The sequence below is a fragment of the Microbacterium abyssi genome, from assembly GCF_015277895.1.
Taxonomy (GTDB): domain Bacteria; phylum Actinomycetota; class Actinomycetes; order Actinomycetales; family Microbacteriaceae; genus Microbacterium; species Microbacterium abyssi.
Window position 1 is genome coordinate 1,864,085 of the sequence record NZ_CP063815.1, and the last position, 24,822, is coordinate 1,888,906.

Here is a 24,822-nt window from a genome sequence, read left to right on the forward strand (position 1 = left end):
GCACTGCTAGATGGCGAAGCCGAGGGCGCGCATCATGTCACGCCCGTCGTCGGTGATCCGCTCGGGGCCCCACGGCGGCATCCACACCCAGTTGATGCGGAACCGGTCGACGACGGCATCCAGCGCCTGCGCGGTCTGCTCTTCGAGCACGTCCGTGAGCGGGCAGCCGGCGCTGGTGAGCGTCATGTGGATCACCAGGGCGTCGTTCTCGTCGTCCCAGGCGAGGTCGTAGATGAGTCCGAGGTCGACGACGTTGATCCCGAGCTCGGGATCCATCACGTCCTTGAGAGCTTCGGTGACCTCGTCGAACTTCTCAGGGGCAAGAGTCGCGGTCATGCCATCAGCCTACGCCTCGATGGGGGCGCTGGGGTCGAGGAAGCGGTCGTAGCCCTCTTCCTCGAGACGGTCGGCCAGCTCGGGGCCGCCCTCTTCGACGATCTTGCCCGCGACGACGACGTGGACGTAGTCGGGGCGGATGTAGCGGAGGATGCGCGTGTAGTGCGTGATGAGCAGCACGCCGAGGCCGGTGGCCTCCTTGGCGCGGTTCACGCCCTCGGACACGATCTTCAGCGCGTCGACGTCGAGGCCGGAGTCGGTCTCGTCGAGGATGGCGAACTTCGGTGCGAGCACTTCGAGCTGCAGGATCTCGTGACGCTTCTTCTCACCGCCGGAGAAGCCCTCGTTGACGTTGCGCTGCGCGAACTTCGGGTCCATGCGCAGGTTCGTCATGGCCGACTTGACGTCCTTCGTCCAGGAGCGGATCGAGGGAGCCTCGCAGTCCAGGGCCGTCTTCGCGGTGCGCAGGAAGTTCGTCACCGTGACACCGGGGATCTCGACCGGGTACTGCATCGCGAGGAAGAGCCCTGCGCGGGCGCGCTCGTCGACGGACATCGCCAGGACGTCCTCACCGTCGAACGTGATAGAGCCGCCGGTGACGGTGTACTTCGGGTGGCCGGCGATCGTGTACGCGAGTGTGGACTTGCCGGAGCCGTTGGGGCCCATGATGGCGTGCGTCTCACCGGTCTTCATCGTGAGGTTGATTCCATTGAGGATCGGGTTCGCCCCGGCCTCGGTCTCGACCGAGACATGCAGGTCGCGGATCTCAAGAACAGACATTTCAGACTTCCTTCGTGACGGTCGGGTCGATGAGCACGTCGTCGCCGTCGATCTCGACGACATAGACCGGGACGGGCTCGAAAGCGGGGAGGTTGAGGGGCTTGCCGGTGCACAGCGAGAAGGCCGAGCCGTGCGCCCAGCATTCCAGCGTCTTGCCTTCGACGAAGCCCTCGGACAGCGAGATGTCGCCGTGGGTGCAGGTGTCTCCGATGGCGTGGATGTCACCCTCGGAGTCGAGGACGAGCGCGATCGGCACGCCGTCGAGCTCCACGCGCAGCGGTGTGTCCTGTTCGAGGTCGCTCACACCGCATGCGCGCTGTGCGCTCACGCGTTCACCGCCGCGAGCTCGATCTCGATGGCGGCGAGCAGTTCCTCCTCGATGGCGGGGATGCCCAGCCGCTGCACGATGTCGCTGAGGAATCCGAGCACGACCAGTCGTCGTGCCTCCTCCTCGTCGATGCCGCGTGCCTGCAGATAGAACAGCTGCTCGTCGTCGAAGCGACCGGTGGCGCTGGCGTGCCCTGCGCCCTGGATGTCGCCGGTTTGGATCTCGAGGTTCGGGATCGAGTCGGCGCGCGCGCCCTCGGTGAGGACCAGGTTGCGGTTGGCCTCATAGGAGTCGGTGCCGGTGGCGTCCGGTCCGATCAGCACGTCGCCGATCCAGACGCTGTGCGCGCTCTCGCCCTGCAGCGCGCCCTTGTACAGGACGTCGCCGGTGGTGTGCGCGCCCTTGTGGTGCAGGTAGACCTGGCTCTCCAGGTGCTGACCGGCATCCGCGTAGGACAGACCGTACAGGCGACCCTCGGAGCCGGTTCCGGAGAGTTCGACGGTGGGGTTCACACGCACGATGCCGCCGCCGAAGCTGATCACGAAGTGCTTCAGGACGGCATCCTTGTCGACTCGGGCCTGGTGGGATGCCGCGTGGACCGCGTCGTCCTCCCAGCGCTGCACCGTGATGACCGTGAGGCGGGAGCCCGGCCGTGCGATGATCTCGACGTTCTGCGCGTACTGCGCGGAACCGCGGTGACGGAGGACCACCGTCGCTGCGCTGTTCTCGAGCGCCTCGATCACGATGTGGGCATCGGCGCGCTTGTCGGCGCCCTGGCCGGTGATCGTCACGAGGATGGGCTCGGCGACCTCCTCATCGCGGGGGATGCGCACGTGCATGCCCTCATCCGTGCCCTGCCAGGCAGCGGCGGCCACGATGTCTTCCGGAACGAAGAACTCGCCGCGCGGAGTGCTGCCTGCCGCGAGCGGCGCAGAGACGAACTGCGCGCCCGTCTCGACCTCGTACACGACGCCGTCGCCTGCCACGGCGGGCGCGAACATGCCGGCGAGGCGTGCGATGGGAGTGTGCTTCCAGTTGACCTCGCGGCCGTTCGGCGTGCCGAAGTCCTCGGGGTCGAACGAGCGGGGGCGCTCTGATCGGGTCTGAACCGGTACGAAGGCAGGCTCGACCTCGGTGTATGCCGTCGTCATTCTCAGCCGACCGATCCTTCCATGCCCATCTCGATGAGCTTGTTGAGCTCCATCGCGTACTCCATCGGCAGCTCCCGGGCGATCGGCTCGATGAAGCCGCGCACGATCATCGACATCGCCTCGGTCTCTTCCATACCGCGGCTCATCAGGTAGAACAGCTGCTCTTCACTGACCTTCGACACCGTCGCCTCGTGACCGAGCTTCACGTCGTCGACGCGGATGTCGATCGACGGATAGGTGTCGGACCGCGACTGCGTGTCGACGAGCAGAGCGTCGCAGACCACGGAGTTGGCGGAGTGGTGAGCTGCGGGATCCACCCGCACCTCGCCGCGGTACCCGGCGCGTCCTCCGCCGCGGGCGATCGACTTTGAGACGATCGACGACTGCGTGTACGGCGCCATGTGGACCATCTTGGCGCCGGCATCCTGATGCTGGCCGGGCCCGGCGAAGGCGACGGAGAGGGTCTCGCCCTTGGCGTGCTCACCCATCAGATAGATCGACGGGTACTTCATCGTCACCTTGGAGCCGATGTTCCCGTCGACCCACTCCATGGTCGCGCCCTCGTGCGCCACGGCGCGCTTGGTGACCAGGTTGTAGACGTTGTTCGACCAGTTCTGGATCGTCGTGTAGCGCACACGGGCGTTCTTCTTCACGATGATCTCGACGACGGCCGAGTGCAGCGAGTCCGACTTGTAGATCGGGGCGGTGCAGCCCTCGATGTAGTGGACGTAGCTGTCCTCGTCGGCGATGATCAGGGTCCGCTCGAACTGGCCCATGTTCTCGGTGTTGATGCGGAAGTACGCCTGCAGCGGGATCTCCACGTGCACGCCCTTCGGGACGTACACGAAGGATCCGCCGGACCAGACGGCGGTGTTCAGCGCCGCGAACTTGTTGTCGCCGGCGGGGATGACGGTGCCGAAGTACTCCTCGAAGAACTCGGGGTGCTCGCGCAGCGCGGTGTCGGTGTCCATGAAGATGACGCCCTGCTCCTCCAGGTCCTCGCGGATCTGGTGGTAGACGACCTCGGACTCGTACTGCGCGGCGACGCCGGCGACCAGGCGCTGACGCTCGGCCTCGGGGATGCCGAGACGCTCGTAGGTCTCGCGGATCTCGGCGGGAAGGTCTTCCCACGACTGCGCCTGCTTCTCTGTGGAGCGGACGAAGTACTTGATGTTGTCGAAGTCGATCTCGCTGAGGTCGGCACCCCAGGTGGGCATCGGCTTGCGACCGAACAGCGACAGACCCTTCAGACGGGTCTTCAGCATCCATTCGGGTTCGTCCTTGAGCGCGGAGATCCCGCGGACGACGTCCTCTGAGAGACCGCGCTTGGCGATCGCACCGGCTGCGTCTTCATCGTGCCAGCCGAACTCGTACACCCCCAGACCATCGAGCTCTGGGCGGTCGATCAGCACATCCGACATCACACTCTCCTTGTTGGGCCTCAACGGTGTCATCCGCCCCGGCATGCCGAACCCCATCGGTTGCAATGGGAATCGGTGCCGCTGGTGGGCCTCATCACGGACGCATTCTTCGCGCCTAAACTGTTAGCGGTGCTCCTCGCATAATGCGCGTGCATCGTAACAATCCGATTCTACAGGTTCCCCCTGACAACCGGGCCGTGCCCGCGTGCTCAGGCGCGGGCCGGAGGACACATGCCCGACACCATCGCTCCCGCCGTCCCGTCGATGCGGAACGGCCGGCAGACCGGAACCATCGGCCAGCCGCTGCGCGTACTGGCCTGGCTGTCGTTCCTCGCGGAGGTCATCATCATCGGCACGGGCGGGGCCGTGCGCCTGACCGGTTCCGGCCTCGGATGCTCGGACTGGCCGCTGTGCACGCCGGAGTCGCTCGTGCCGATCTACGAGGTGCAGGGGATCCACGGCATCATCGAGTTCGGCAACCGCACCATGACCGGGGTCGTCGGCCTGCTGGCGATCGCCGTGCTCCTGCTCACCCTTCACGCGGTCGGCGGCCGGCGCTCACTGGTCGCCGCGCTGTGGTTCGCGCTGGGCGGCATCGTCACCGGCGTGATCTGCTTCGGCATCGCCGCACTGCTCGTCGACGAGCCGTTCGCCTTCTTCGCCGTGGGACTCATCCTCGCCACCGTGGTCGGCGCCGTGCACTCGCTGCGGATCACCTCGGAGCGGCGAGACCTCGCCGCCCTCGCCTGGCTCACGCTGATCGGCGTCGTGGCACAGGCCTTCGTCGGGGGCATCACGGTGCTCACGGGCCTCAATCCGTTCATCGTCGGCTTCCATTACGCCTCATCGCTCGTCCTGGTGTGCGTCACCGCGGCGTTCCTCGTCCGCATGAAGGAGCCGGCCGGCGTGCGCATGAGCGTCGTCCCGCGCTGGTTCGCGATCCTGTCGCACGTGACGGGGCTCGCCCTCGCCATGACGATCTTCTTCGGCGTGCTGACGACCGGCTCCGGCCCTCATTCGGGCGACGCGAACGTCGTGCGCGACGGCTTCGATGCCACCGTCCTCGCCCACGTGCACTCCTGGCCCGGCTACATCCTCGCCGCGCTCGTGGCCGCGCTCGCGATCTCCGCCTGGATTCTGCGCCTGGAGCCCCGTCGCTGGCTGCTCGTGCTCGTCGTCGCGATCCTCGTCCAGGTCGGCGTGGGCGTCTGGCAGGCACGCGAAGGCCTGCCGGAGCTCCTCGTCGGAATCCACATGGTGCTCGCGGCGCTGAGCGCCGCGGCCTACACCGTCTCCGTGCTGAAGATGAAGCGATCGGTCGCCGCCGCGGAGCCTGTTCCGGGCGCGACGCACTCAGCCCACGCATAGCGCGCTCATCGGGCCCGCATCAGGACGTTCTGGATGCTGGCCGACATGAACAAGACGACATCACTCACACGCAGCATCTCGTACTGGCTGCTCCTGGTCCTGTCCCTCGCATCGGTCGCCGTCGGCGGCTGGCTCGTCTACGACCAGACCACGACCATGGCCACGGCCCTGGTCACCGGCACGGCGACGGGCGTCGAGGTCTACGTCGGACAGCCCCTGATCGTCGTCGGGGCCGTCGTCCTCGGCGCGGGTGTCATCGGCATCCTGATCGCCCTCGGCCTCACGGCAGCGAAGGCACTCATGCCTGCGCAGGCACCTGTGGCCGTGGAGCCGATCGACTGGACGTCGGAACCCCAGCCGGCCCCCCAGGTTGCGGAGATCGACCAGCCCGAAACCGCGCAGACCGCCGGCACGGACGACGGCTCAGATGCCGATGAGGAGCGCGACGCTCAGAACGGCAGCAGCGGGTCGACCGCGACGGCGACGAAGATCAGCGTCAAGTAGGTGATCGATGCGTGGAACACACGCATCGGCCGCGGATTCGAGCCTCGCACCGCCTGGTCATACAGGCGGTGCGACTCGTATACGAACCATCCGCCGAAGACGAGAGCGGATGCCGTGTACACCAGGCCCATTCCCGCGACGGGGATCAACAGCAGGGAGCAGGCCACCGTGGCCCATGCGTAAAGGATCACCTGCAGCCCGACCTGCGAGGCATTGCGCGTGACGCCGAGCATGGGTACGTCCGCACCCTCGTAGTCGTCGCGGTACTTCATCGACAGCGGCCAGTAGTGCGCCGGCGTCCACAGGAAGACCAGGGCGAACAGCACGATCGCCGGCCATGCCACGTCGCCGGTGACGGCCGACCAGCCGATGACGACGGGGAAGCAGCCCGCGATGCCGCCCCAGATGATGTTCTGCTCGGTGCGGCGCTTGAGGATCATCGTGTAGATCACGACGTAGAAGAAGATGGCGGACACCGACAGGACGGCGGTCAGCCAGTTGGTCGTCGCCAGCAGCCAGATCGTGGAGGCCACGGCCAGCGTCCACGAGAAGATCAGCGCGGAGCGCGGCGCGATCTGGCCGGTCACGATCGGACGGTTCTCGGTGCGGTGCATGTGCGCGTCCATGTCCCTGTCCAGGTACATGTTGAACGACGCCGCGGATCCTGCGCTCATCGACCCGCCGATGACCGTGGCCAGCACCAGCCAGAGGTTCGGCATGCCGCCCTCGGCCAGGAACATGACCGGCACCGTGGAGACGAGGAGGAGTTCCAGGACACGAGGCTTGGTCAACGCGACATAGCCCTTGATCGTCTGACCGATCGGCCGCTTCACCGCCGTCGCCTGCGACATGGTCGAGATATCGATCGCCTCCTCCGCGCACACTCCGACAACCCCATCCAGTCTAGTCCAGCCGCCGCCGTCTCCCTCCCGTGGCAACGGAGCGAAATGTCACTTCTCCGGTACCGGCTCGACGCTAAGCTGAAACTCACTCGCGCGCCCGGCGCTGTGCACCTGTCCGTGACGATGCGGATGCGCCAGGGAATCGGGCGCCCTCGTAAGTTGTTGGAAAGGGCATGACCGTGACCGAACTGCAGTGGGCTGAGATCGATCGACGCGCGGTGGACACCGCGCGGATTCTCGCGGCGGATGCCGTGGAGAAGGTCGGCAACGGTCACCCCGGAACCGCGATGAGCCTGGCTCCCGCCGCGTACCTCCTGTACCAGCGCGTGCTGCGCCACGACCCGAACGATGTCGACTGGCTTGGCCGCGACCGCTTCATCCTCTCCGCGGGCCACTCCTCGCTCACCCAGTACGTGCAGTTGTACCTCGGCGGGTTCGGTCTCGAACTCGACGACCTCAAGTCGTTGCGCACGTGGGGCTCGAAGACCCCAGGCCACCCGGAGTACGGCCACACCAAGGGCGTGGAGATCACTACGGGCCCGCTGGGCCAGGGACTGGCATCCGCCGTGGGGTTCGCCTACGCCGCCCGCTACGAGCGCGGTCTGTTCGACCCGGACGCCGCCGCCGGCACGAGCCCGTTCGACCACTTCGTGTATGTGATCGCCGGAGACGGCGACCTGCAGGAGGGCGTCACCAGTGAAGCCGGCTCGCTCGCCGGACACCAGCAGCTTGGCAACCTGATCGCGTTCTACGACTCGAACCAGATCTCCATCGAGGACGACACGAACGTCGCCTTCACCGAGGACGTCGCGAAGCGCTACGAGGCGTACGGCTGGCACGTGCAGACGGTGGACTGGAAGAAGACCGGCGAGTACGTCGAGGACGTCGCCGAGCTGTTCGCGGCCGTCGAGGCTGCGAAGGGCGAGACGGACAAGCCCTCGCTGATCATCCTCAAGACGATCATCGGCTGGCCCTCCCCCGGCAAGCAGAACACCGGAAAGATCCACGGCTCGGCGCTCGGGGCCGATGAGCTCGCCGCCACCAAGCAGGTCCTCGGGTTCGACCCGGAGCAGACCTTCGTCGTCGCGGACGACATCATCGCCCACACCCGTCAGCTCGCCGATCGCGCCGCGGACGAGCGTGCCGAGTGGCAGAAGTCGTTCGACGCGTGGGCTCAGGCGAACCCGGAGCGCAAGGCGCTGCTCGACCGCGTCGAGGCGAAGGAGCTGCCCGAGGACATCGCCTCGGCGCTCCCCGTCTTCGAGTCGGGCAAGGACGTCTCGACCCGCGCCGCGTCCGGCCAGGTCATCAACGCCCTCGCCGCCGAGCTCCCCGAGCTCTGGGGCGGGTCGGCCGACCTCGCCGAGTCGAACCTGACCACCATCAAGGATGCCGCGTCGTTCATCCCCTCCGAGTGGTCGACGCACGAGTGGTCGGGCAACCCGTATGGCCGGGTGCTGCACTTCGGCATCCGCGAGCACGCCATGGGCGCGATCGTCAACGGCATCGTCCTGCACGGTCCGACCCGCGCGTTCGGCGGCACGTTCCTCATCTTCAGCGACTACATGCGCCCCGCGGTGCGCCTGGCAGCCCTGATGGGCATCCCGAGCATCTACGTCTGGACGCACGACTCCGTCGCGCTGGGCGAGGACGGTCCGACCCACCAGCCTGTGGAGCAACTCGCCACGCTCCGCGCAATCCCGAACTTCACGGTCGTGCGCCCCGCCGACGCGAACGAGACCTCGGTCGTCTGGCTCGAGCTGCTGCGCCGCCACGCCGGGCCCGCAGGCCTCGCCCTGACGCGCCAGAACATCTCGGTGTTCGAGCGCGGTGAGGGCGCGGCATCCGGCGATTCCTTCGCGTCCGCGCAGAACGCCTCCAAGGGCGCCTACGTGCTCGCCGAAGCGCCGAACGGCACCCCGGACGTCATCCTCATCGCCACCGGCTCCGAGGTGCAGCTCGCGGTCGCCGCCCGCGAGACGCTCGCGGGCGAGGGCGTGAACGCCCGCGTCGTGTCCGCCCCGTCGCTGGAGTGGTTCGACGAGCAGGACGCCGCGTACCGCGAATCCGTGCTGCCGGCGGCCGTGACCGCCCGTGTCTCGGTCGAGGCGGGCTCCGCCCTCACCTGGCGCGGCATCGTCGGCGACAAGGGCCGCTCGGTCGCGATCGACCACTTCGGCGCCTCCGCCGATTACAAGACCCTGTTCCAGAAGTTCGGCATCACCGCCGAGGCCGTCGTCGAGGCGGCTCGCGAGACCATCAAGGAGAACGCATGAGCACCCCCACCTCCGCCCTTCACGACGCCGGCGTCAGCATCTGGCTGGACGACCTCTCCCGCACACGCATCGACTCCGGCAACCTCGCCGAGCTGATCGAGTCCCGCAACATCACGGGCGTCACGACCAACCCGACGATCTTCGCGAACGCGATCACCGACAAGAACAACACCTCCTACGACGCGCAGGTCGCAGAGCTCGCGGCATCCGGCGCCTCGGCCGAAGAGGCGGTCTTCGCGGCCACCACGCAGGACGTCACCTCGGCCCTCGACATCTTCCGCCCGGTGTGGGAGGCGTCCGGCCGCGTCGACGGCCGCGTCTCGATCGAGGTCTCCCCCGACCTCGCGCACGACACCGACGGCACTGTGGCGCAGGCAAAGCAGCTGTGGGCGAAGATCGATCGTCCGAACCTGCTGGTGAAGATCCCCGCGACCAAGGCGGGCCTGCCGGCCATCGCACAGGCGATCGGCGCGGGGATCAGCGTCAACGTCACCCTGATCTTCAGCCTGGAGCGCTACGCCGACGTCATCGACGCGTACCTGACCGGTCTCGAGACCGCCAAGGCCGCCGGCATCGACCTGTCGACGATCCAGTCCGTCGCGTCGTTCTTCGTCTCGCGTGTCGACACGGAGACCGACAAGCGCCTGACGGCCATCGGCACCGACGAGGCCCTGGCGCTCAAGAGCAAGGCCGGCCTGGCCAACGCCCGTCTCGCCTACGAGCTGTTCGAGAAGACGTTCGCGGGCGACCGCGCCAAGGCCTTGCTGGACGCCGGCGCCAACCTGCAGCGTCCGCTCTGGGCATCGACAGGCGTCAAGGACCCGGCTCTCCCCGACACGCTGTACGTGACCGAGTTGGTCGCGCAGGGCGTCGTCAACACCATGCCCGAGAAGACGCTCGAGGCCACCTTCGACCACGGTGTCATCTCCGGTGACACGATCACCGGCGGCTACGACGAGGCCCGCGAGGTCTTCGCCGGACTCGAGGAGGTCGGTGTCGACTTCGACGACGTGACCCAGGTGCTCGAGGACGAGGGCGTGGCGAAGTTCATCGACTCCTGGCACGATCTGCTCACCCAGGTCGCCGAGGGGCTCGAGGCCCAGCGATGACGTTCTCGATCCACGCCACGGGTGCGGCGAAGGCCGCGATCGACGAGGTCGTGCCGCGGCTGGTCGGCGACCTGGTCGCCTCGCGCATCACGGCGTTCGACTCGACCCTGTGGGGTGACGCCGCCGAAGAGGAGGCCTCCAAGCGCCTGGGCTGGGTCGAGGCCGTCTCGGTCTCGCGTCCGCTCGTGTCCGAGATCGTCGCCCTGCGCGACGAGCTGCGCGCCCAGGGCGTGCACCGGGTCGTACTCGCAGGAATGGGCGGGTCCTCGCTCGCGCCTGAGGTCATCGCGCAGACCGCCGGCGTGCCACTGACGATCCTCGACTCCACGGCACCCGGTCAGGTGCTCGCAGCGCTCGACGACGACCTGGCGGCATCCGTGCTCGTCGTGTCGTCGAAGTCCGGCTCCACGGTCGAGACCGACTCGCAGCGCCGCACCTTCGAGGCCGCGTTCCGCGACATCGGGATCGACCCGACCTCCCGCATCGTCGTCGTCACCGACCCGGGATCGCCGCTGGACTCCTCGGCCCGCGAGGCCGGCTACCGGGTCTTCAACGCCGACCCGAACGTCGGGGGCCGCTATTCGGCGCTCACGGCATTCGGCCTGGTGCCGTCGGGACTCGCCGGTGTCGACATCGCCGAGCTGCTGGATGAGGCGGAGGCGACCTTGCTGCAGGTCGCCGTCGATCAGGCGGACAATCCGGCGCTGCGCCTCGGCGCGGCGATCGCCGCCACCAGCCCCCGCCGCGACAAACTCGGCCTCGTCACCGACGGCACGCACATCGTCGGGTTGCCGGACTGGATCGAGCAGCTGATCGCCGAGTCCACCGGCAAGGAGGGCACCGGCATCCTGCCCGTCGTCCTGCTGCCCGTCTCCCCCGAGCTCGAGTCCCTGCCCGCGGATCTGCAGATCACGCGCCTGGTCGACGATGCGAACGAGTTCCACCTGCACGAGCGCCACCAGGGCGAGATCCTGGTCAGCGGCTCGCTGGGCGCGAACTTCATCGTGTGGGAGTACGCCACAGCGATCGCCGGCCACCTGCTCGGCATCAACCCGTTCGACCAGCCCGACGTCGAATCCGCGAAGATCGCCGCACGCGGCCTGCTCGACGCCCGTCCTGAGCCCACCGCCCCGGCGTTCGTCCAGCGCGGCATCGAGGTACGGGTCTCCGACCCGACGCTGGCCGAGTCCGGCGACATCGAAGCGGTGATGGATGCTCTGTGGGCACGCCTGCCCGAGGACGGCTACGTGTCGATACAGGCATACGTGAACCGTCTCGAGCTGTCTCAGCTGCAGGGGCTCCGCGAGCTCGTCGCCGCCGACTCCGGCCGACCGACCACGTTCGGCTGGGGACCGCGATTCCTGCATTCGACCGGTCAGTACCACAAGGGCGGTCCCGCGCAGGGCGTCTACCTGCAGATCCTGGAGCGCACGGACGTGGATCTCGAGATCCCCGACCGCCCGTTCACCTTCGGACAGCTCATCCAGGCCCAGGCCGCCGGTGACGCCGGGGTGCTCGCCGAGCACGGCCGCCCGGTCGTCTCGCTCACGATCACCGACGACTCGGCTGACGTGCTCGCGCTGTTCGAAGCCGCTCAGAAGTAGTCCGAAGCCGTCTGAACGCAAGCCACCCCAACTGGAGTACATCTCACCGATGACCGTTCCCGTATCACGCGGCCACAACCCGCTGCGCGACCCCGATGACCGTCGCCTCAACCGAATCGCAGGTCCCAGCGCTCTGGTGATCTTCGGCGTGACCGGCGACCTCTCGCGCAAGAAGCTCATGCCGGCGGTGTACGACCTCGCGAATCGGGGGCTCCTGCCCCCGGGCTTCGCGCTGGTCGGCTTCGCGCGTCGTGACTGGGAGGACCAGGACTTCGCGCAGGTCGTGTACGAGGCGGTCAAGGAGCACGCCCGCACGGAGTTCCGCGAGGAAACCTGGAAGCAGCTGCTGCAGGGCATCCGCTTCGTCTCCGGCGAGTTCGACAACCCGGAGTCGTTCGCGAAGCTCCGCGAGACCGTCGAGAAGCTCGACGTCGAGCGCGGCACGATGGGCAATCATGCCTACTACCTGTCGATTCCGCCGAAGGCGTTCCCGCTCGTCGCCAAGCAGCTCAAGGAATCCGGACTCGTCGGCGAGGATCGCGGCGACGATCAGTGGCGTCGTGTCGTGATCGAGAAGCCGTTCGGCCATGATCTCGATTCGGCACGTGCCCTGAACAAAGCGCTCGAGGTGGCGTTCCCGGCGGACTCGATCTTCCGGATCGACCACTATCTCGGCAAGGAGACCGTCCAGAACATCCTGGCGCTGCGGTTCGCGAATGCCCTGTACGAGCCCATCTGGAACCGCAACTACGTCGACCACGTGCAGATCACGATGGCCGAGGACATCGGCGTCGGCGGTCGCGCCGGCTACTACGACGGCATCGGAGCTGCGCGCGACGTCATCCAGAACCACCTGCTCCAGCTGCTGGCTCTCACCGCGATGGAGGAGCCCATCAGCCTCTCCGCCGAGAACCTGCGCGCCGAGAAGGAGAAGGTGCTGGCGGCGGTCACACTGCCCGACGACCTCTCCCTCGCTACGGCTCGTGGGCAGTACGCCGGCGGGTGGCAGGGCGGCAAAGAGGTCTGCGGCTTCCTCGAGGAGGACGGGATGAACCCCGACTCCAGCACCGAGACGTACGCTGCGATCAAGCTCGAGATCGCCAACCGGCGCTGGGCCGGCGTACCGTTCTACCTGCGCAGCGGCAAGCGTCTCGGCCGCCGCGTGACCGAGATCGCCGTGGTGTTCAACCGTGCGCCCGAGCACCTGTTCGGCCGCGGCAACGCCTCCGAGCTCGGTCAGAACGCGCTGGTCATCCGCGTCCAGCCCGACGAGGGCGTCACCATCCGCTTCGGATCGAAGGTGCCCGGCACCGGCACGAACGTGCGCGACGTGACGATGGACTTCGGCTACGGCCACGCCTTCACCGAGGCGAGCCCCGAGGCGTATGAGCGGCTCATCCTCGACGTCCTGCTCGGCGACCCGCCGCTGTTCCCCCGTCACGAGGAGGTGGAGCTGAGCTGGAAGATCCTCGACCCGGTCGAGAAGTACTGGGCCGCGCAGGGCGCTCCGCTCGAGCAGTACGCCCCCGGCTCCTGGGGTCCGGCATCCGCCGATGCACTCCTTGCCCGCGACGGACGAGTCTGGAGACGACCGTGATCATCGACCTTCCCGATACGACCGTCAGCCAGGTCGCCAAGCAGCTGGTGAAGGAACGCGAAGAGGGCGGTGCCGTCGCCCTCGGACGCGTACTGACGCTGGTCATCTCGGCGCGCAACGGCGTCGCCGAGGCCGCCATCGATGCCGCCAACGACGCCTCCCGCGAGCACCCGATGCGCGTCATCGTGCTGACCACAGGCGAGGGCGAGGCGCACCTCGACGCACAGATCCGCATCGGCGGGGATGCCGGGGCGAGCGAAGTCATCGTGCTTCAGGCCTACGGCGCCGCCGCGAGCAACGAGGAAAGCCTCATCACGGGTCTGCTGCTTCCGGATGCCCCCGTGGTCGCCTGGTGGCCCGGTGAGGCGCCTTCGGATCCGGCTTCCTCCCCACTCGGCCGCATCGCACAGCGCCGGATCACGGATGCCGCGACCACGCCCGATGTGCGCGACCGCCTCTCGCTCCGCGGCAGGACGCACGCGCCAGGCGACACCGATCTCGCCTGGACCCGGCTGACGCACTGGCGCGAGCAGCTCGCCGCCGTCCTCGACCAGCCGCCGTTCGAGCCCGTCGACGCCGTCGAGGTGCGGGGTGCCGCCGGGTCTCCGTCCACAGCCCTGCTTGCCGCATGGCTGCAGCTCGCTCTGCAGGTTCCTGTGCGCTGGTCGTACGAAGACCCGGCGCACTGGTCGGACGGCATCAAATCGGTGCGTCTGACTCGCGTCAGCGGCGACATCCTGCTGGAGCGCCCGGAGCCCGGCGTGGCGGTGCTCACGCAGCCCGATCAGCCCGACCACGATCTCGTGCTTCCGCGGCGCACGTTGCGCGAATGCCTGGCGGAGGAGCTGCGGCGCCTGGACCCTGATGTTCTCTACGGTCGTGTCATCACCGATGGTTGGGAGCAGCTCGGGCCGCCTGAGGCGGTAGCGTAAGGCGCATGGAACCAGCTCCCGCCGACAAGGTCGTCGTCATCGATCCGAGCCCGGCGGCCGTCGCGGAACGCGTGGCCGACCGATTCCTCGCCCGTGTCAGGGCCAGGACCCGCAACGGCAGGATCGCGCACATCGCCCTGACCGGCGGCTCCACCGGAGGTGTCGTGCTGCAGGCGGTGGCTCAGCACCCCAGGGCCTCGCAGATCGACTGGTCGCTGGTGCACTTCTGGTGGGGCGACGAGCGCTTCGTCGCGCACGACGACGCCGATCGCAACGCCGCGCAGTCACGCAACGCCCTGCTGGACCACATCTCCGTGCCTGCCGAAAATGTGCACGAGGTCGCCGCCGCCGACAGCGGGCTCTCCCTCGATGAGGCCGTCGCCGCCTACGCCGCCGAGCTCGCCCGCTTCGGGGCGGATGGCGAGGCGTGGCCGTCGTTCGCCGTCTGCTTCCTCGGCGTGGGGGCGGACGGGCACGTCGCCTCGCTGTTCCCCGATCGCCCCGAGGTCACGGTGACGGATGCCGCGGCCGTCGCCGTGCGCGACTCCCCCAAGCCGCCGCCGGAGCGCGTGACTCTGACACGGCCGGTCATCAACTCTTCCAAGCGCGTGTGGCTGGTGCTCACCGGGGCCGACAAGGCCTCAGCGCTCGGGCTCGCCCTAGCCGGTGCGAGCTATACGAATGTGCCAGCAGCGGGCGCCAAGGGCCGCAAGCGCACCGTGTTCTTCGTCGACGAGGCCGCAGCCTCGGAGGTGCCTGAGGACCTCATCGATCAGAACTACTGATCGATCGCCGAGCCGTCACCCGTTCCCCGGCCGTTCCCGGTCTCTGAGCCGTTCGACGGGCTCTGTCGTGGGGCATCGCTGCCGCGGGTGATCCTGAGCTCCTGGCTCTCGCTCAGTACCTGCGGGTGATGCCTGGCCAGACCCACGACGCCCCACACTGCGACGGCGCCGATGACGACGAACGCGACGAGCGCCCAGACGGGAGCCGCCGAGGCCTCCTCCAGAACGACGATGCCGATGACGACCGCGACGATGGGATCGACCACAGTGAGCCCGGCGATCACGAGGTCCGGCGGCCCGGAGCTGTACGCGGTCTGCACGAAGTACGCGCCCACGGCGGCCGCCGCGATCAGGGCGATGACGCAGACCAGCGTGAGCCAGTCGAAGTTCTCCGCCTTGAGGCGCTCGATGATCACCTTGGCGAGCGTCGCGACGAACCCGTACAGGATGCCGGCGCCGATGACGTAGAACAGCGCGCGCATGCGGTGCCGCAGGATGAGCCAGCATGCCCCGAGGATGATGATCACGACGAGCAGGCAGGTCAGGATGATGAACAGCTTCTCGGTGGTGACCTCTTCCTCAGTGGCGAAGATGGCGGCGAGGAACACGAACAGGAAGATGCCGCCGACGCAGGCGATGATCGACGTGATCGACCTCCTCGTGGGCGCATGGCCCGACACGTGGGCGTTCAGCAGCGTCGTGATCACCAGCGCGATCGCGCCGAGCGGCTGGACGACGATGAGCGGGGCGATGGCGAGAGCAGCGAGCTGGCAGACGATCGCGAGCCCGAGCATGAGCGTTCCGAGCAGCCACGAAGGACGCGTCAGCAGGGCCTTGACCTGGTGCATGCTCAGGCCTGTGGCACCCTTGGCGCCGCTGAGGCGTTCGACCTTGGTCACGCCGCGATGCTGGTACTGCGCTCCGAAGGACATGAACACGGCGCCGGCGAGGGCGAGGGGGATGCCCAGCAGCAGGGCCGGGTTCTGGAATGCCCCGACCAGCTGATCACTGACCTCGTCAACAGACATCCATACCCCGGAGTTCACAGTAGAACCTTACCCGCCGATGTGCGGCCAGTATGGTTGTGGCGTGGCTGTTCTTCCGATTCGCATCATGGGCGATCCCGTCCTGCACTCCCCCGCCTCCCCGGTCGACGAGATCACGGATGAGGTCCGCGAACTCGTCGCCGACATGTTCGAGACGATGGATGCCGCGCCCGGAGTGGGTCTCGCCGCACCCCAGGTCGGGGAGCCGCTGCGCATCTACACCTACTCGTATGTCGACGACGACGAGAATCCTTGGCGCGGCGTGATCATCAACCCCGTGCTGTGGATGTCACCTCCTGAGCCCGGCTCCCCCGACCCGGACGAGGAGTCGGAGGGGTGCCTGTCGTTCCCCGGCGAGCGGTTCGCGCTGCGGCGCGCTGACCGCGTGCTCGTCACCGGCCTCGGCCTGGACGGCACGGATGTCCGCATAGAGGTGGACGGCTGGCGCGCGCGCATCATGCAGCATGAGTTCGATCACCTCGACGGCATCCTGTACATCGACCGTCTCTCCGACAGCGACTGGAAGACGGTTCAGAAGATCGCCAAGAAGCGCGGATGGGGGCGCCCTGGGGCGAGTTGGACGCCGGGCGTGGACGACCTCGAAGGATAGGATTTCCATAGCAGGATCATTGGTCCCGCTATCACCATTCCTGAGGAGAGACACACGATGATGAAGATGCGCACGAAGCGCGCGCTGGCGGTGGCCGGCTCAGCACTGGCTCTGAGTATCGCGCTCAGCGGATGTGGCGCACTGAGCGGCATCCTGGGCGGCGGCGACGCGCAGCGCGATGAGGACGGCAACGTCACGGAGGGCTCGAACATCGACATCTTCTCGCTGAAGGTGGGCGATTGCATGCCGGCATCCGACACCAGCGGAGAGATCACGGATGCGGATGTCGTCCCCTGCTCCGAGCCGCACGCCGACGAGGTCTTCTACGAGTTCGAGCTCGAGGGCGACGAACTGCCCAGCGACGACGAGATCATGAGCCAGGTCGAAGCGCAGTGCGTGCCGGCGTTCACCGAATTCGTCGGCCTCGATTACTACGAGTCGACTCTCGACTTCTGGTGGATCACCCCCACCGAACAGACCTGGACTCAGGCTAACGACCGCGTGGTGCAGTGCGTGATCTACAAACCGGACCCGAAGGACTCCACGGGACAGACACAGCTCGAGGTGACCGGCTCGCTCGAAGGCGCGGGCGTCTGATCCGAAGCGGCTGACGAAGAAGAGGCTCCGCCGTATTCGGCGGAGCCTCTTCTTCGTCGCACCGTCTTACGCGGAAAAGGAGAACCCCCGGGGGCTTCGGAGAAGCTCCCGGGGGCATTGGCTCCCCGGCTTGGACTCGAACCAAGAACCTGCCGGTTAACAGCCGGCTGCTCTGCCAATTGAGCTACCGAGGAATGCGCCCCGCTGTGCGAGGCAACCCGACAAGCTTAGCAAACTCCCGAGGGTGAACGTGACATCGGGCCGTGCTCTCGGGCGTGTCCCCGAATACTCACCATCCCGGCGAATCGGCCTCTGCATTCGGCACCCACAGCAGGTCTCGGCCGACACCTCTAGCGACGACGTGACCGCTCTTCAGCATCAGAGTCTCGGCGTTGAGCTCGCGGATGAAGGCAGCATCGTTGGTGACGAGCAGCGCCCCCATCGCCTGCTCCTTCCGGCGGCGTGTGATCGCCTCGAACACGACGTGCCGCACCTCCAGGTCGAGGTTCGCGAGCGGCTCGTCGGCGATGAGCACCTTCGGCTCCAGCACGAACGCGCGGGCGACCGCGACACGCTGCCGCATGCCGGCACTGAGCTCGTACGGGAACTTCGCGGCCGTCCCCAGCGGCAGGTGCATCTCGTCGAGCAGCGTGGCGACGCGAATGGACAGCGCCCTGCTGTTGACCCGCTTGTCACGGATCAGGATCGGCTCGGCGATCACATCCCCGACCGTGAGGGTCGGCGGCAGATCCGCCCCTGCCCCCTGCGGCAGATAGCCGGCGCGATAGGTCAGCTCACGATGACGTCGCCCTGGCCTTCGGACGTTCACACCGCACACCTCGGCGCGTCCTCCGACGATCCGCACCGACGGATCTGTGGACCCCGCCAGCGCCGCGACCAACGTGGATTTGCCGGATCCGGTGGGGCCGGCGACACAGATCAGCTCACCAGGCGGAAGCGCGAACGTCACGCCGTCGACGGCGCGCGTCGGCGCGCTGTGCCCGATCCGGTCGATGACGAGATCCGAGCAGTCGATGACGTCCGTGGAGGGCGATCTTCGTGGCATGTCTTCCATCCTCCCCCGGCGCGGGAGGCTGGAGGCGTTACGACTCGGCGAAGCGCTGACGCTCGGCGTCGATGTCGCGCAGGCGCATCCGCAGTGCGCGTCCGCCGTCGGAATCCGCGGGAACCCGCTGGATCGCTCCCAGCAGCTCCTGCTTCTCCCGTTCAAGACCGCGCACGATCATGCGCCGGGCGAGGTCGGCTGTCGAGGCGACAGCCCCCGCCTCGTCCTTCGCGGGGAACGGGCTCATCAGCAGTTCCCCCGCCAGCGTTCGGTACGGCTCGCGCACCGCGCCCACGGCATCCATCGCCCAACCCGCTCGCGTGCGATCGGGCACTGCGGCGATGGTCGCGCGGATCGCCTCGAGCGCAGGATGCCGGAACGGAGCGTTCAGCGCACGGGACAGCATCGCCTGATCGACCTGGTGTCCGTACTGGAGGGCGCCCATGATCATGCCGCGCTCGGCTGCGACATCCGCCGTCCGCGGCAGGCTCGCCAGGGTCACCGCGGGAACGGCAGCAGGTCCCTGGGCCGCCTGTGCCTGCGGAGCCTGCTCCTGCTTCGGCTTGGCGGCCGCTGCGCCGCGCGCGGCGCGCTCGACCTCGGCGTGCACCTCCGTCGGGTCCATGCCCAGGCGCCGGGCCAGCACCCTCTCGTATCCAGGGCGCAGCAGCCGGTCACGGATCTCGGCCACGATCGGAGCTGCGGCGCGCAGCGCGCCGACCTGCCCCTCGACCGTGGCGAGGTCGTAGCCGGCGAGCTTGCGATCGATCGCGAACTCGAACATCGGCACCTTGGCGTCCATGAGGCCGCGCACGGCGGCATCTCCGCGCTGCAGCCGCAGATCGCACGGGTCGAGGCCGTTAGGGGCGACTGCGACGAAGGTCTGAGCGTTGAAACGATCGTCTTCGCTGAACGCGCGCAGCGCCGCCTTCTGCCCCGCCTCGTCGCCGTCGAACGTGAAGACGACCTCGCCCGAGCTGGAGTCGTCGCCCATGACCCGGCGCAGGACCTTGATGTGCTCGGCGCCGAACGCCGTTCCGCAGGTGGCGATCGCGGTGGTGACACCGGCGAGGTGGCAGGCCATGACGTCGGTGTAGCCTTCCACGACCACGACCCGGCGCGGTTCACCGCGGGAGATGTCGCGCTTGGCGAGGTCGAGTCCGTAGAGCACCTGGTTCTTCTTGTAGATGATCGTCTCAGGAGTGTTGAGGTACTTGGGGCCCTGGTCGTCGTCGTAGAGCTTGCGCGCGCCGAATCCGATGGTCTGTCCCGTCACATCGCGGATCGGCCACACCAGCCGTCCGCGGAACCGGTCGTAGACGCCTCGCTGTCCCTGTGAGACCAGTCCCGCCGCGAGCAGTTCGTCACGGGTGAATCCCTGCGCACTGAGCGCCTTCAGCATCCCGTCCCAGCCGCGCGGTGCATACCCGACGCCGAAATGGGCCGCCGCGCCGGCATCGAAGCCGCGCTCGCCGAGGAACCGCCTGCCGGTCTCAGCCTCGGCGGTCAGCAGCTGTCCGCGGAAGAACTCCCCCGCAGCGGCGTTCGCGGCGTACAGCCGGCTGCGGCCGCTGGTCTCCGGCGCCGCTCCGCCGTCCTCATAGTGCAGCGTGTAACCGAGACGACCGGCGAGGCGCTCGACGGCCTCGGTGAAACTGACATGGTCGATCGCGCGCAGGAACGAGTAGACGTCGCCGGATTCGCCGCAGCCGAAGCAGTGGTAGAAGCCCACCTGCGGCCGCACGTGGAAGCTGGGGCTCTTCTCGTCGTGGAACGGACACAGACCCTTGAGCGATCCCACGCCGGCGGACTTCAGCGCGACGCGCTCCCCGACGATGTCGGCGATGTTCGTGCGGGATTTGACCTCGTCGACGTCCGCCTGCCGGATTCGGGGCATCAGACCGCCCCTTCGGGCATCCGCACCGTTGCGTGCGCGTGCGGCCTGGCGCCCGCACGTGCCGTGCGCGGCGTCCAGATTCCCACTTCGGCAGGATCGATGTCGCCGACCAGGCGACTGTGCCAGTCCAGCGCCGTCTGATCCGTGAGGCTTGCGATCTGATCGACGACGACCCTGGCGCGCTCGGCATCCGATTCGGCTGCCTGGAAGTCGGCGGCGAAGGCGGGCTCGAGCACGTCGGCGCCTGCGTTCCACAGCGCGTCCGTCGACCACAGCGCGTCCGCCAGACGCCGCAGCACCCGCCGCTGCTCCTTGTACACGCCCTTGCGTGCGTCGATCGTGACGATCGCCTGACCCATGATGCCCTTCAGCACGGCGATCTCGGCCTCGACGACGCGAGGCACGACGACATGCGCGTTGTACCGCACCAGCGAGGGGCCGGCGTAGGCCTCGCGGGTCGCGGTGACCGCGGCTCGTGCGAAGCGCCCGATGAGGTCGCTGGTGAGGTTCTTCAGCCGAGCGAGATCCTTCCGCGAACGGTCGAAGGATTTCAGCCACATCGGCTGACGCGTGAGGCGGTACAGCCCGTCGGCGAGCTCCTCGCGGGTGAAGTCGTAGCCGACCCACTGCTGCACACGACTGACGAGCGCGTGATGCTCGGCAGGGTCCGACAGGTGCGCGACATCGAGATAGCCGTTGACGATCGCGTCCTCGAAGTCGTGCACCGAGTAGCCGATGTCGTCGGAGAGATCCATGATCTCCGCCTCGATGCAGCGCAGGCGTCCGGGCGCTCCCTCGCGCATCCAACGGAACACCGCTTCGTCTTCGGGGTAGACGCCGAACTTCAGCCGCCCGCCCGGGTCCGGCACCGGGCTGTCGACCGTCCACGGGTACTTGCAGGTCGCGTCCAGGCTCGCGCGAGTGAGGTTGAGTCCGACCGAATGTCCGTCGGCATCGAGGACCTTCGCCTCGAGGCGGGTGAGGATGCGCAGCGACTGCGCGTTCCCCTCGAACCCGCCGATGGGTTCCGCCCACTCGTTCAGCGCGCGCTCGCCGTTGTGGCCGAACGGCGGGTGACCGAGGTCGTGGCTCAGGCATGCGGTGTCGACGACATCGGCGGAAACGCCGAGAGCCACGGCGAGCTCACGACCGACCTGCGCGACCTCGAGCGAATGCGTGAGGCGGTTGCGGGCGAAGTCGGCGGTGCTGGCGGGGCTCAGCACCTGCGTCTTCGCGGCGAGGCGGCGCAGCGCCGCGGAGTGCAGCACGCGCGCACGGTCGCGCGCGAAATCATCTCGTTCGGAGCGGTGGGCCTGGGTGAAGAAGCGCTCGGCATCGCGCGGCTCGTAGCCGTCGGCGCGCACCTCAGCCGCCACTGTTCTCGATCTCCGCGCCACGCAGCATCTCACCGGTCTCCGCGGCCACTTCGCGCGATTCCAGCCACTTGTCCGGCAGGGCTGGGCGCTTCGGGCGCCCGGCGCGACCGCGCTGCCCCTCGGCGTCCGCGCCCGGGTACGGGGCGTCGTGGTCGAGCTGGCCGAGCAGCTCGTCGATGTGGGCGAGGCTCTGCGCGGTGGCGAGTCCGGTGCGGATGTCGCTTCCGACCGGGTAGCCCTTGAAGTACCAGGCGACGTGCTTGCGGATGTCGCGGCATCCGTGGTCCTCGTCGTCGAAGAAGTCGACGAGCAGCTCCGCGTGCCGGCGGAAAGCGTTCGCGACGAACCCGAGCGTGGCGTCGACGGGTCGCGACTCGGCGCCGAAGGCCGCGGCGAGGTCGCCGAACAGCCAGGGCCGGCCGAGGCATCCGCGGCCGACGACGACGCCGTCGCAGTCGGTCTCGGCCATCATGCGCACAGCGTCATCAGCCGACCAGATGTCACCGTTCCCGAGCACCGGGATGCTCGTGACGGCCTGCTTCAACTCGCCGATCGCGCTCCAGTCGGCATGGCCGGAGTAGAACTCGCTGGCTGTGCGGGCATGAAGGGCGACAGCTGCGGCCCCGGCATCCTCGGCCGCGCGGCCGGCGTCGAGGAAGGTGAGGTGATCGGGGTCGATTCCCTTGCGCATCTTCACCGTCAGCGGAAGGGCTCCAGCGGCCTTCACGGCCTGATCGACGATGTCGGCGAACAGGGACGTCTTCCACGGCAGCGCCGCTCCCCCTCCCTTGCGGGTGACCTTGGGCACGGGGCATCCGAAGTTCAGGTCGATGTGGTCGGCGTGGTCCTCGGCGACGATGATGCGCACCGCCTCGGCGATGGTCTTCGGGTCGACGCCGTAGAGCTGGATCGAACGGGGTGTCTCCGATTCGTGATGGCGGATCAGCCGCATCGTCGTGTCGTTGTGCTCGACGAGGGCGCGCGAGGTGATCATCTCACTGACGTAGAGCCCTGCGCCGTATTCACGGCACAGGCGGCGGAAGGCCGTGTTCGTGATGCCGGCCATGGGCGCGAGGACCACGGGCACGTCGAGGTCGATCGGGCCGATGCGCAGAGCGCGGGCGGGAGCGGGGGCGATAGTCATTTCCGTACCATTCTCCCATCCCGGGCGCGCCTGGCGCCTCATCGCCGTCGTAGGGTGTGGATATGACCGAATCCCCTGTTTCTGATGGCAACGTGCGCCAGATCCCGTTCACGGACGCGGACGGAACTCAGAAGACCCTCGATGACCTCGGCGCGGATGTCGTGCTCGTGGTCAATGTCGCCTCGAAGTGCGGTCTGACGCCGCAGTACGAGCAGCTCGAGCAGCTGCAGCGCACGTACGGCGAACGAGGGTTCAGCGTGGTCGGGTTCCCGTGCAACCAGTTCATGGGCCAGGAGCCCGGTTCGCTGGAGCAGATCCAGGAGTTCTGCTCGACCACCTACGGGGTCACGTTCCCCGTGAACGAGAAGGTCAAGGTCAACGGCCGGAACGCGGACGAACTGTACAAATCGCTCAAGCAGACACCGGATGCCGGCGGCAAGGCAGGTCGCGTGGAGTGGAACTTCGAGAAGTTCCTCGTGCTGCCGGGCGGTGAGGTCAAGCGCTTCCGTCCGAAGCAGAAGCCGGATGCCCCGGAGATCGTCGCCGCGATCGAGGGCGCCCTGGTCCGCTAGATCGGGGCCGCGCGGTCCCGCCCCGGCTCCGCGCTCCGTGTCGCAGAAGTGGTGAGCCGTGCCTGCTCGACCTCACCGCTTCTGTGACCAGCCGGGCCGCCCTGTCACGCGTCAGGCGGCTGGATGCCGGTCCCACCCGCCGCACGTGTGACACGCACCCTCGGATCGGCCTCAGACCGCGGCGGGGCTTTCTTCGGACTCGCCGCGCTTGGCCCAGAGGTCGCGCAGGACGTTCGTGAACGCCTCCGGCGGCTGCGCACCCGAAATGCCGTACTGACCGTCGACGACGAAGAACGGCACGCCCTGGATGCCGTAGGCACGCGCCTGTGCCTGATCCTGGCGGACGGCCGGCAGGTACCTGTCGTTGTTCAGTGCGTCACGGGTGGCGTCGGCATCCATCCCCACCTCGGCGGCGAGCTCGACTAGGTCGTCGATGCGGCCGACGTGCTTGCCCTCGGTGAAGTACGCGGACATCAGCCGCTCCTCCATCTCGTGCTGCAGACCCTGCGCCTTGGCATGGTGCAGGAGCTCGTGCGCCTTGACCGTGTTGGTGTGCTTGAGCAGATCGAAGCGGTACTCCAGGCCGGCGTTCCTGGCGACGTTCGTGACGTTGTCGAGCATCTGCGCGACCTGCTCGCGCGGCATGCCCTTATGCCCCGCGAGGAAGTCGATCTCGTCGCCGTCGAAGTCGACCGGAGTGTCGGGCGAGAGCTCGAATGAGTGGAAAGTGATGTCGACTTTCGGGGCGTCCTCATCGGATGCCACGGCTGCCAGGCCCGCTTCGAGGTTGCGCTTGCCGATGTAGCACCACGGGCAGGCGATGTCGGACCAGATGTCGATGGTTATGGGTTCGCTCACGTCATGTGCAACGCTCGCCAGGGTCCGGTGTATTCCGTTGGTAGCATCTTCGGGTGCTCTCCGCCGATGATCCGCTGCCGTTCCGGCCGGAGCACCACGGCCCGAACTGGACGCCGCGACCGGAGTTCCTCGACGACGTCCGCGCCTTCGCCGAAACCTCCCGCTGGGTCACCGAATGGCAGTACACCAGCAAGGGCACTGATGAGATTCTGCCCGTGCGCGCCGACCTGGCCGTGTGGCTGGACTATCCGTACCCCCTGGTTCGCCGGCGGCTCCTTCGCCGCACCATGATGCGCAGGGTCTTTCGCACTCGTCTGTGGAACGGCAATGTGGAGCCACCGCTGTGGAGTCGCGACGCCTGGGCCGGTGAGAACGACATCCTGCGCTGGCAGAAGCACACCCGCTGCAAGTGGAACGAGCGGATGCCGGAGAAACAGGCGGAGTTCCCCGATCTGATGATCGTGCGGCTCAGCCACCCTCATGAAACGGAGCGGTGGCTGCGGGCGAACTGAGATTTCGACTCCTCGCTGCGCTCGTCGCTCAATCCGTTTCGTCTCCGGCGC

General features: G+C 67.8%; 24 protein-coding genes and 1 tRNA gene. 12 read left to right on the forward strand and 13 right to left on the reverse strand.

Annotated elements, in window-relative coordinates:
* Positions 1-6: 6 nt before the first annotated feature.
* The 5 genes from IM776_RS09050 to sufB are packed head-to-tail and all read right to left on the reverse strand — an operon-like array spanning position 7 to position 4,016.
* The gene (locus IM776_RS09050; protein WP_194419755.1) at positions 7-336 is read right to left on the reverse strand and encodes a metal-sulfur cluster assembly factor; all 330 of its coding nucleotides are present in this window, start codon (positions 334-336) and stop codon (positions 7-9) included.
* 9 nt (positions 337-345) lie between these two features.
* Positions 346-1,116: a Fe-S cluster assembly ATPase SufC gene (gene sufC, locus IM776_RS09055; RefSeq protein ID WP_194419756.1), complete on the reverse strand. Its 771-nt coding sequence runs from the start codon at positions 1,114-1,116 to the stop codon at positions 346-348.
* A gap of 1 nt (position 1,117) precedes the next feature.
* The gene (locus tag IM776_RS09060) at positions 1,118-1,444 is read right to left on the reverse strand and encodes a non-heme iron oxygenase ferredoxin subunit (protein ID WP_194419757.1); all 327 of its coding nucleotides are present in this window, start codon (positions 1,442-1,444) and stop codon (positions 1,118-1,120) included.
* On the reverse strand, positions 1,441-2,595 hold the full coding sequence (gene sufD, locus IM776_RS09065; protein ID WP_194419758.1) for a Fe-S cluster assembly protein SufD: 1,155 nt from the start codon (positions 2,593-2,595) through the stop codon (positions 1,441-1,443). Before sufD ends, IM776_RS09060 begins: the two co-directional genes overlap by 4 nt.
* Before the next feature lie 2 nt (positions 2,596-2,597).
* Positions 2,598-4,016, reverse strand: a complete 1,419-nt coding sequence (gene sufB, locus IM776_RS09070; protein ID WP_194419759.1) for a Fe-S cluster assembly protein SufB — start codon at positions 4,014-4,016, stop codon at positions 2,598-2,600.
* A gap of 231 nt (positions 4,017-4,247) precedes the next feature.
* Between sufB and IM776_RS09075 the strand changes: the two genes are divergently transcribed.
* Positions 4,248-5,384, forward strand: a complete 1,137-nt coding sequence (locus tag IM776_RS09075) for a COX15/CtaA family protein (RefSeq protein WP_194419760.1) — start codon at positions 4,248-4,250, stop codon at positions 5,382-5,384.
* A gap of 45 nt (positions 5,385-5,429) precedes the next feature.
* Positions 5,430-5,888: a hypothetical protein gene (locus IM776_RS09080; protein ID WP_194419761.1), complete on the forward strand. Its 459-nt coding sequence runs from the start codon at positions 5,430-5,432 to the stop codon at positions 5,886-5,888.
* Here the strand turns inward: IM776_RS09080 and IM776_RS09085 are convergent.
* Positions 5,834-6,739, reverse strand: a complete 906-nt coding sequence (locus IM776_RS09085; RefSeq protein WP_194419762.1) for a heme o synthase — start codon at positions 6,737-6,739, stop codon at positions 5,834-5,836. The genes IM776_RS09080 and IM776_RS09085 overlap by 55 nt on opposite strands.
* 224 nt (positions 6,740-6,963) lie before the next feature.
* On the opposite strand from IM776_RS09085, the gene tkt reads away from it, so the two are divergent.
* From tkt to pgl, 6 genes are read left to right on the forward strand one after another with little or no spacing between them, the layout of a single operon-like run.
* Positions 6,964-9,066: a transketolase gene (gene tkt / locus IM776_RS09090; protein ID WP_422730906.1), complete on the forward strand. Its 2,103-nt coding sequence runs from the start codon at positions 6,964-6,966 to the stop codon at positions 9,064-9,066.
* Positions 9,063-10,175 (forward strand): transaldolase, encoded by a 1,113-nt coding sequence (gene tal / locus IM776_RS09095; protein WP_194419763.1) that lies wholly within the window; start codon positions 9,063-9,065, stop codon positions 10,173-10,175. The genes tkt and tal overlap by 4 nt, the downstream gene beginning before the upstream one ends.
* Positions 10,172-11,779 carry a glucose-6-phosphate isomerase gene (locus IM776_RS09100; protein ID WP_194419764.1) on the forward strand — a complete coding sequence of 536 codons (1,608 nt, stop codon included), beginning with the start codon at positions 10,172-10,174 and terminating at the stop codon, positions 11,777-11,779. Before tal ends, IM776_RS09100 begins: the two co-directional genes overlap by 4 nt.
* 49 nt (positions 11,780-11,828) lie before the next feature.
* A complete protein-coding gene (gene zwf, locus IM776_RS09105) occupies positions 11,829-13,376 on the forward strand; it encodes a glucose-6-phosphate dehydrogenase (RefSeq protein ID WP_194419765.1) in 1,548 nt (515 codons plus the stop codon).
* Positions 13,373-14,308 carry a glucose-6-phosphate dehydrogenase assembly protein OpcA gene (locus tag IM776_RS09110; RefSeq protein ID WP_194419766.1) on the forward strand — a complete coding sequence of 312 codons (936 nt, stop codon included), beginning with the start codon at positions 13,373-13,375 and terminating at the stop codon, positions 14,306-14,308. Before zwf ends, IM776_RS09110 begins: the two co-directional genes overlap by 4 nt.
* A 5-nt stretch (positions 14,309-14,313) precedes the next feature.
* Positions 14,314-15,093 carry a 6-phosphogluconolactonase gene (pgl, locus tag IM776_RS09115; RefSeq protein WP_194419767.1) on the forward strand — a complete coding sequence of 260 codons (780 nt, stop codon included), beginning with the start codon at positions 14,314-14,316 and terminating at the stop codon, positions 15,091-15,093.
* Here pgl and IM776_RS09120 read toward each other — a convergent pair.
* Positions 15,087-16,121 carry a DMT family transporter gene (locus tag IM776_RS09120; RefSeq protein ID WP_194419768.1) on the reverse strand — a complete coding sequence of 345 codons (1,035 nt, stop codon included), beginning with the start codon at positions 16,119-16,121 and terminating at the stop codon, positions 15,087-15,089. The two genes, pgl and IM776_RS09120, sit on opposite strands and share 7 nt — an antisense overlap.
* Before the next feature lie 61 nt (positions 16,122-16,182).
* Here IM776_RS09120 and def point away from each other — a divergent pair, with 61 nt between their 5' ends.
* Together def and IM776_RS09130 are read left to right on the forward strand one after the other, a co-directional pair.
* On the forward strand, positions 16,183-16,749 hold the full coding sequence (def, locus tag IM776_RS09125; protein WP_194419769.1) for a peptide deformylase: 567 nt from the start codon (positions 16,183-16,185) through the stop codon (positions 16,747-16,749).
* Positions 16,750-16,815: 66 nt separating this feature from the next.
* On the forward strand, positions 16,816-17,346 hold the full coding sequence (locus IM776_RS09130; RefSeq protein WP_228479688.1) for a septum formation family protein: 531 nt from the start codon (positions 16,816-16,818) through the stop codon (positions 17,344-17,346).
* Between the two features lie 118 nt (positions 17,347-17,464).
* Here IM776_RS09130 and IM776_RS09135 read toward each other — a convergent pair.
* The 5 genes from IM776_RS09135 to dusB form a co-directional block, all read right to left on the reverse strand.
* Positions 17,465-17,540, reverse strand: a tRNA-Asn gene (locus IM776_RS09135).
* Between the two features lie 95 nt (positions 17,541-17,635).
* Complete coding sequence (locus IM776_RS09140) at positions 17,636-18,412, reverse strand: ATP-binding cassette domain-containing protein (RefSeq protein WP_194419771.1); 777 nt, start codon at positions 18,410-18,412, stop codon at positions 17,636-17,638.
* 37 nt (positions 18,413-18,449) lie between these two features.
* Positions 18,450-20,309, reverse strand: a complete 1,860-nt coding sequence (gene dnaG / locus IM776_RS09145; RefSeq protein ID WP_194419772.1) for a DNA primase — start codon at positions 20,307-20,309, stop codon at positions 18,450-18,452.
* A complete protein-coding gene (locus tag IM776_RS09150; RefSeq protein ID WP_194419773.1) occupies positions 20,309-21,685 on the reverse strand; it encodes a deoxyguanosinetriphosphate triphosphohydrolase in 1,377 nt (458 codons plus the stop codon). The genes dnaG and IM776_RS09150 overlap by 1 nt, the downstream gene beginning before the upstream one ends.
* On the reverse strand, positions 21,675-22,829 hold the full coding sequence (gene dusB / locus IM776_RS09155) for a tRNA dihydrouridine synthase DusB (protein WP_194419774.1): 1,155 nt from the start codon (positions 22,827-22,829) through the stop codon (positions 21,675-21,677). The genes IM776_RS09150 and dusB overlap by 11 nt, the downstream gene beginning before the upstream one ends.
* 62 nt (positions 22,830-22,891) lie before the next feature.
* Between dusB and IM776_RS09160 the strand changes: the two genes are divergently transcribed.
* On the forward strand, positions 22,892-23,401 hold the full coding sequence (locus IM776_RS09160) for a glutathione peroxidase (RefSeq protein WP_194419775.1): 510 nt from the start codon (positions 22,892-22,894) through the stop codon (positions 23,399-23,401).
* Between the two features lie 171 nt (positions 23,402-23,572).
* On the opposite strand, the gene IM776_RS09165 is transcribed toward IM776_RS09160, so the two are convergent.
* On the reverse strand, positions 23,573-24,259 hold the full coding sequence (locus IM776_RS09165) for a DsbA family oxidoreductase (RefSeq protein ID WP_194419776.1): 687 nt from the start codon (positions 24,257-24,259) through the stop codon (positions 23,573-23,575).
* A gap of 53 nt (positions 24,260-24,312) precedes the next feature.
* Between IM776_RS09165 and IM776_RS09170 the strand changes: the two genes are divergently transcribed.
* Positions 24,313-24,771: an AAA family ATPase gene (locus tag IM776_RS09170; protein WP_194419777.1), complete on the forward strand. Its 459-nt coding sequence runs from the start codon at positions 24,313-24,315 to the stop codon at positions 24,769-24,771.
* Positions 24,772-24,822 lie beyond the last annotated feature (51 nt).

Excerpts from the sequence above, each read along its gene's own strand:
- IM776_RS09100 (WP_194419764.1), top strand. The coding sequence starts at position 10,172 with ATGACGTTCTCGATCCACGCCACGGGTGCGGCGAAGGCCGCGATCGAC.
- IM776_RS09080 (WP_194419761.1), top strand. The coding sequence starts at position 5,430 with ATGAACAAGACGACATCACTCACACGCAGCATCTCGTACTGGCTGCTC.
- IM776_RS09120 (WP_194419768.1), bottom strand. The coding sequence starts at position 16,121 with ATGTCTGTTGACGAGGTCAGTGATCAGCTGGTCGGGGCATTCCAGAAC.
- IM776_RS09130 (WP_228479688.1), top strand. The coding sequence starts at position 16,816 with ATGCGCACGAAGCGCGCGCTGGCGGTGGCCGGCTCAGCACTGGCTCTG.
- IM776_RS09050 (WP_194419755.1), bottom strand. The coding sequence starts at position 336 with ATGACCGCGACTCTTGCCCCTGAGAAGTTCGACGAGGTCACCGAAGCT.
- zwf (WP_194419765.1), top strand. The coding sequence starts at position 11,829 with ATGACCGTTCCCGTATCACGCGGCCACAACCCGCTGCGCGACCCCGAT.
- sufC (WP_194419756.1), bottom strand. The coding sequence starts at position 1,116 with ATGTCTGTTCTTGAGATCCGCGACCTGCATGTCTCGGTCGAGACCGAG.
- IM776_RS09085 (WP_194419762.1), bottom strand. The coding sequence starts at position 6,739 with ATGTCGCAGGCGACGGCGGTGAAGCGGCCGATCGGTCAGACGATCAAG.
- IM776_RS09140 (WP_194419771.1), bottom strand. The coding sequence starts at position 18,412 with ATGCCACGAAGATCGCCCTCCACGGACGTCATCGACTGCTCGGATCTC.
- sufB (WP_194419759.1), bottom strand. The coding sequence starts at position 4,016 with ATGTCGGATGTGCTGATCGACCGCCCAGAGCTCGATGGTCTGGGGGTG.
- sufD (WP_194419758.1), bottom strand. The coding sequence starts at position 2,595 with ATGACGACGGCATACACCGAGGTCGAGCCTGCCTTCGTACCGGTTCAG.
- IM776_RS09075 (WP_194419760.1), top strand. The coding sequence starts at position 4,248 with ATGCCCGACACCATCGCTCCCGCCGTCCCGTCGATGCGGAACGGCCGG.
- dusB (WP_194419774.1), bottom strand. The coding sequence starts at position 22,829 with ATGACTATCGCCCCCGCTCCCGCCCGCGCTCTGCGCATCGGCCCGATC.
- tal (WP_194419763.1), top strand. The coding sequence starts at position 9,063 with ATGAGCACCCCCACCTCCGCCCTTCACGACGCCGGCGTCAGCATCTGG.
- pgl (WP_194419767.1), top strand. The coding sequence starts at position 14,314 with ATGGAACCAGCTCCCGCCGACAAGGTCGTCGTCATCGATCCGAGCCCG.
- IM776_RS09160 (WP_194419775.1), top strand. The coding sequence starts at position 22,892 with ATGACCGAATCCCCTGTTTCTGATGGCAACGTGCGCCAGATCCCGTTC.
- dnaG (WP_194419772.1), bottom strand. The coding sequence starts at position 20,309 with ATGCCCCGAATCCGGCAGGCGGACGTCGACGAGGTCAAATCCCGCACG.
- tkt (WP_422730906.1), top strand. The coding sequence starts at position 6,964 with ATGACCGTGACCGAACTGCAGTGGGCTGAGATCGATCGACGCGCGGTG.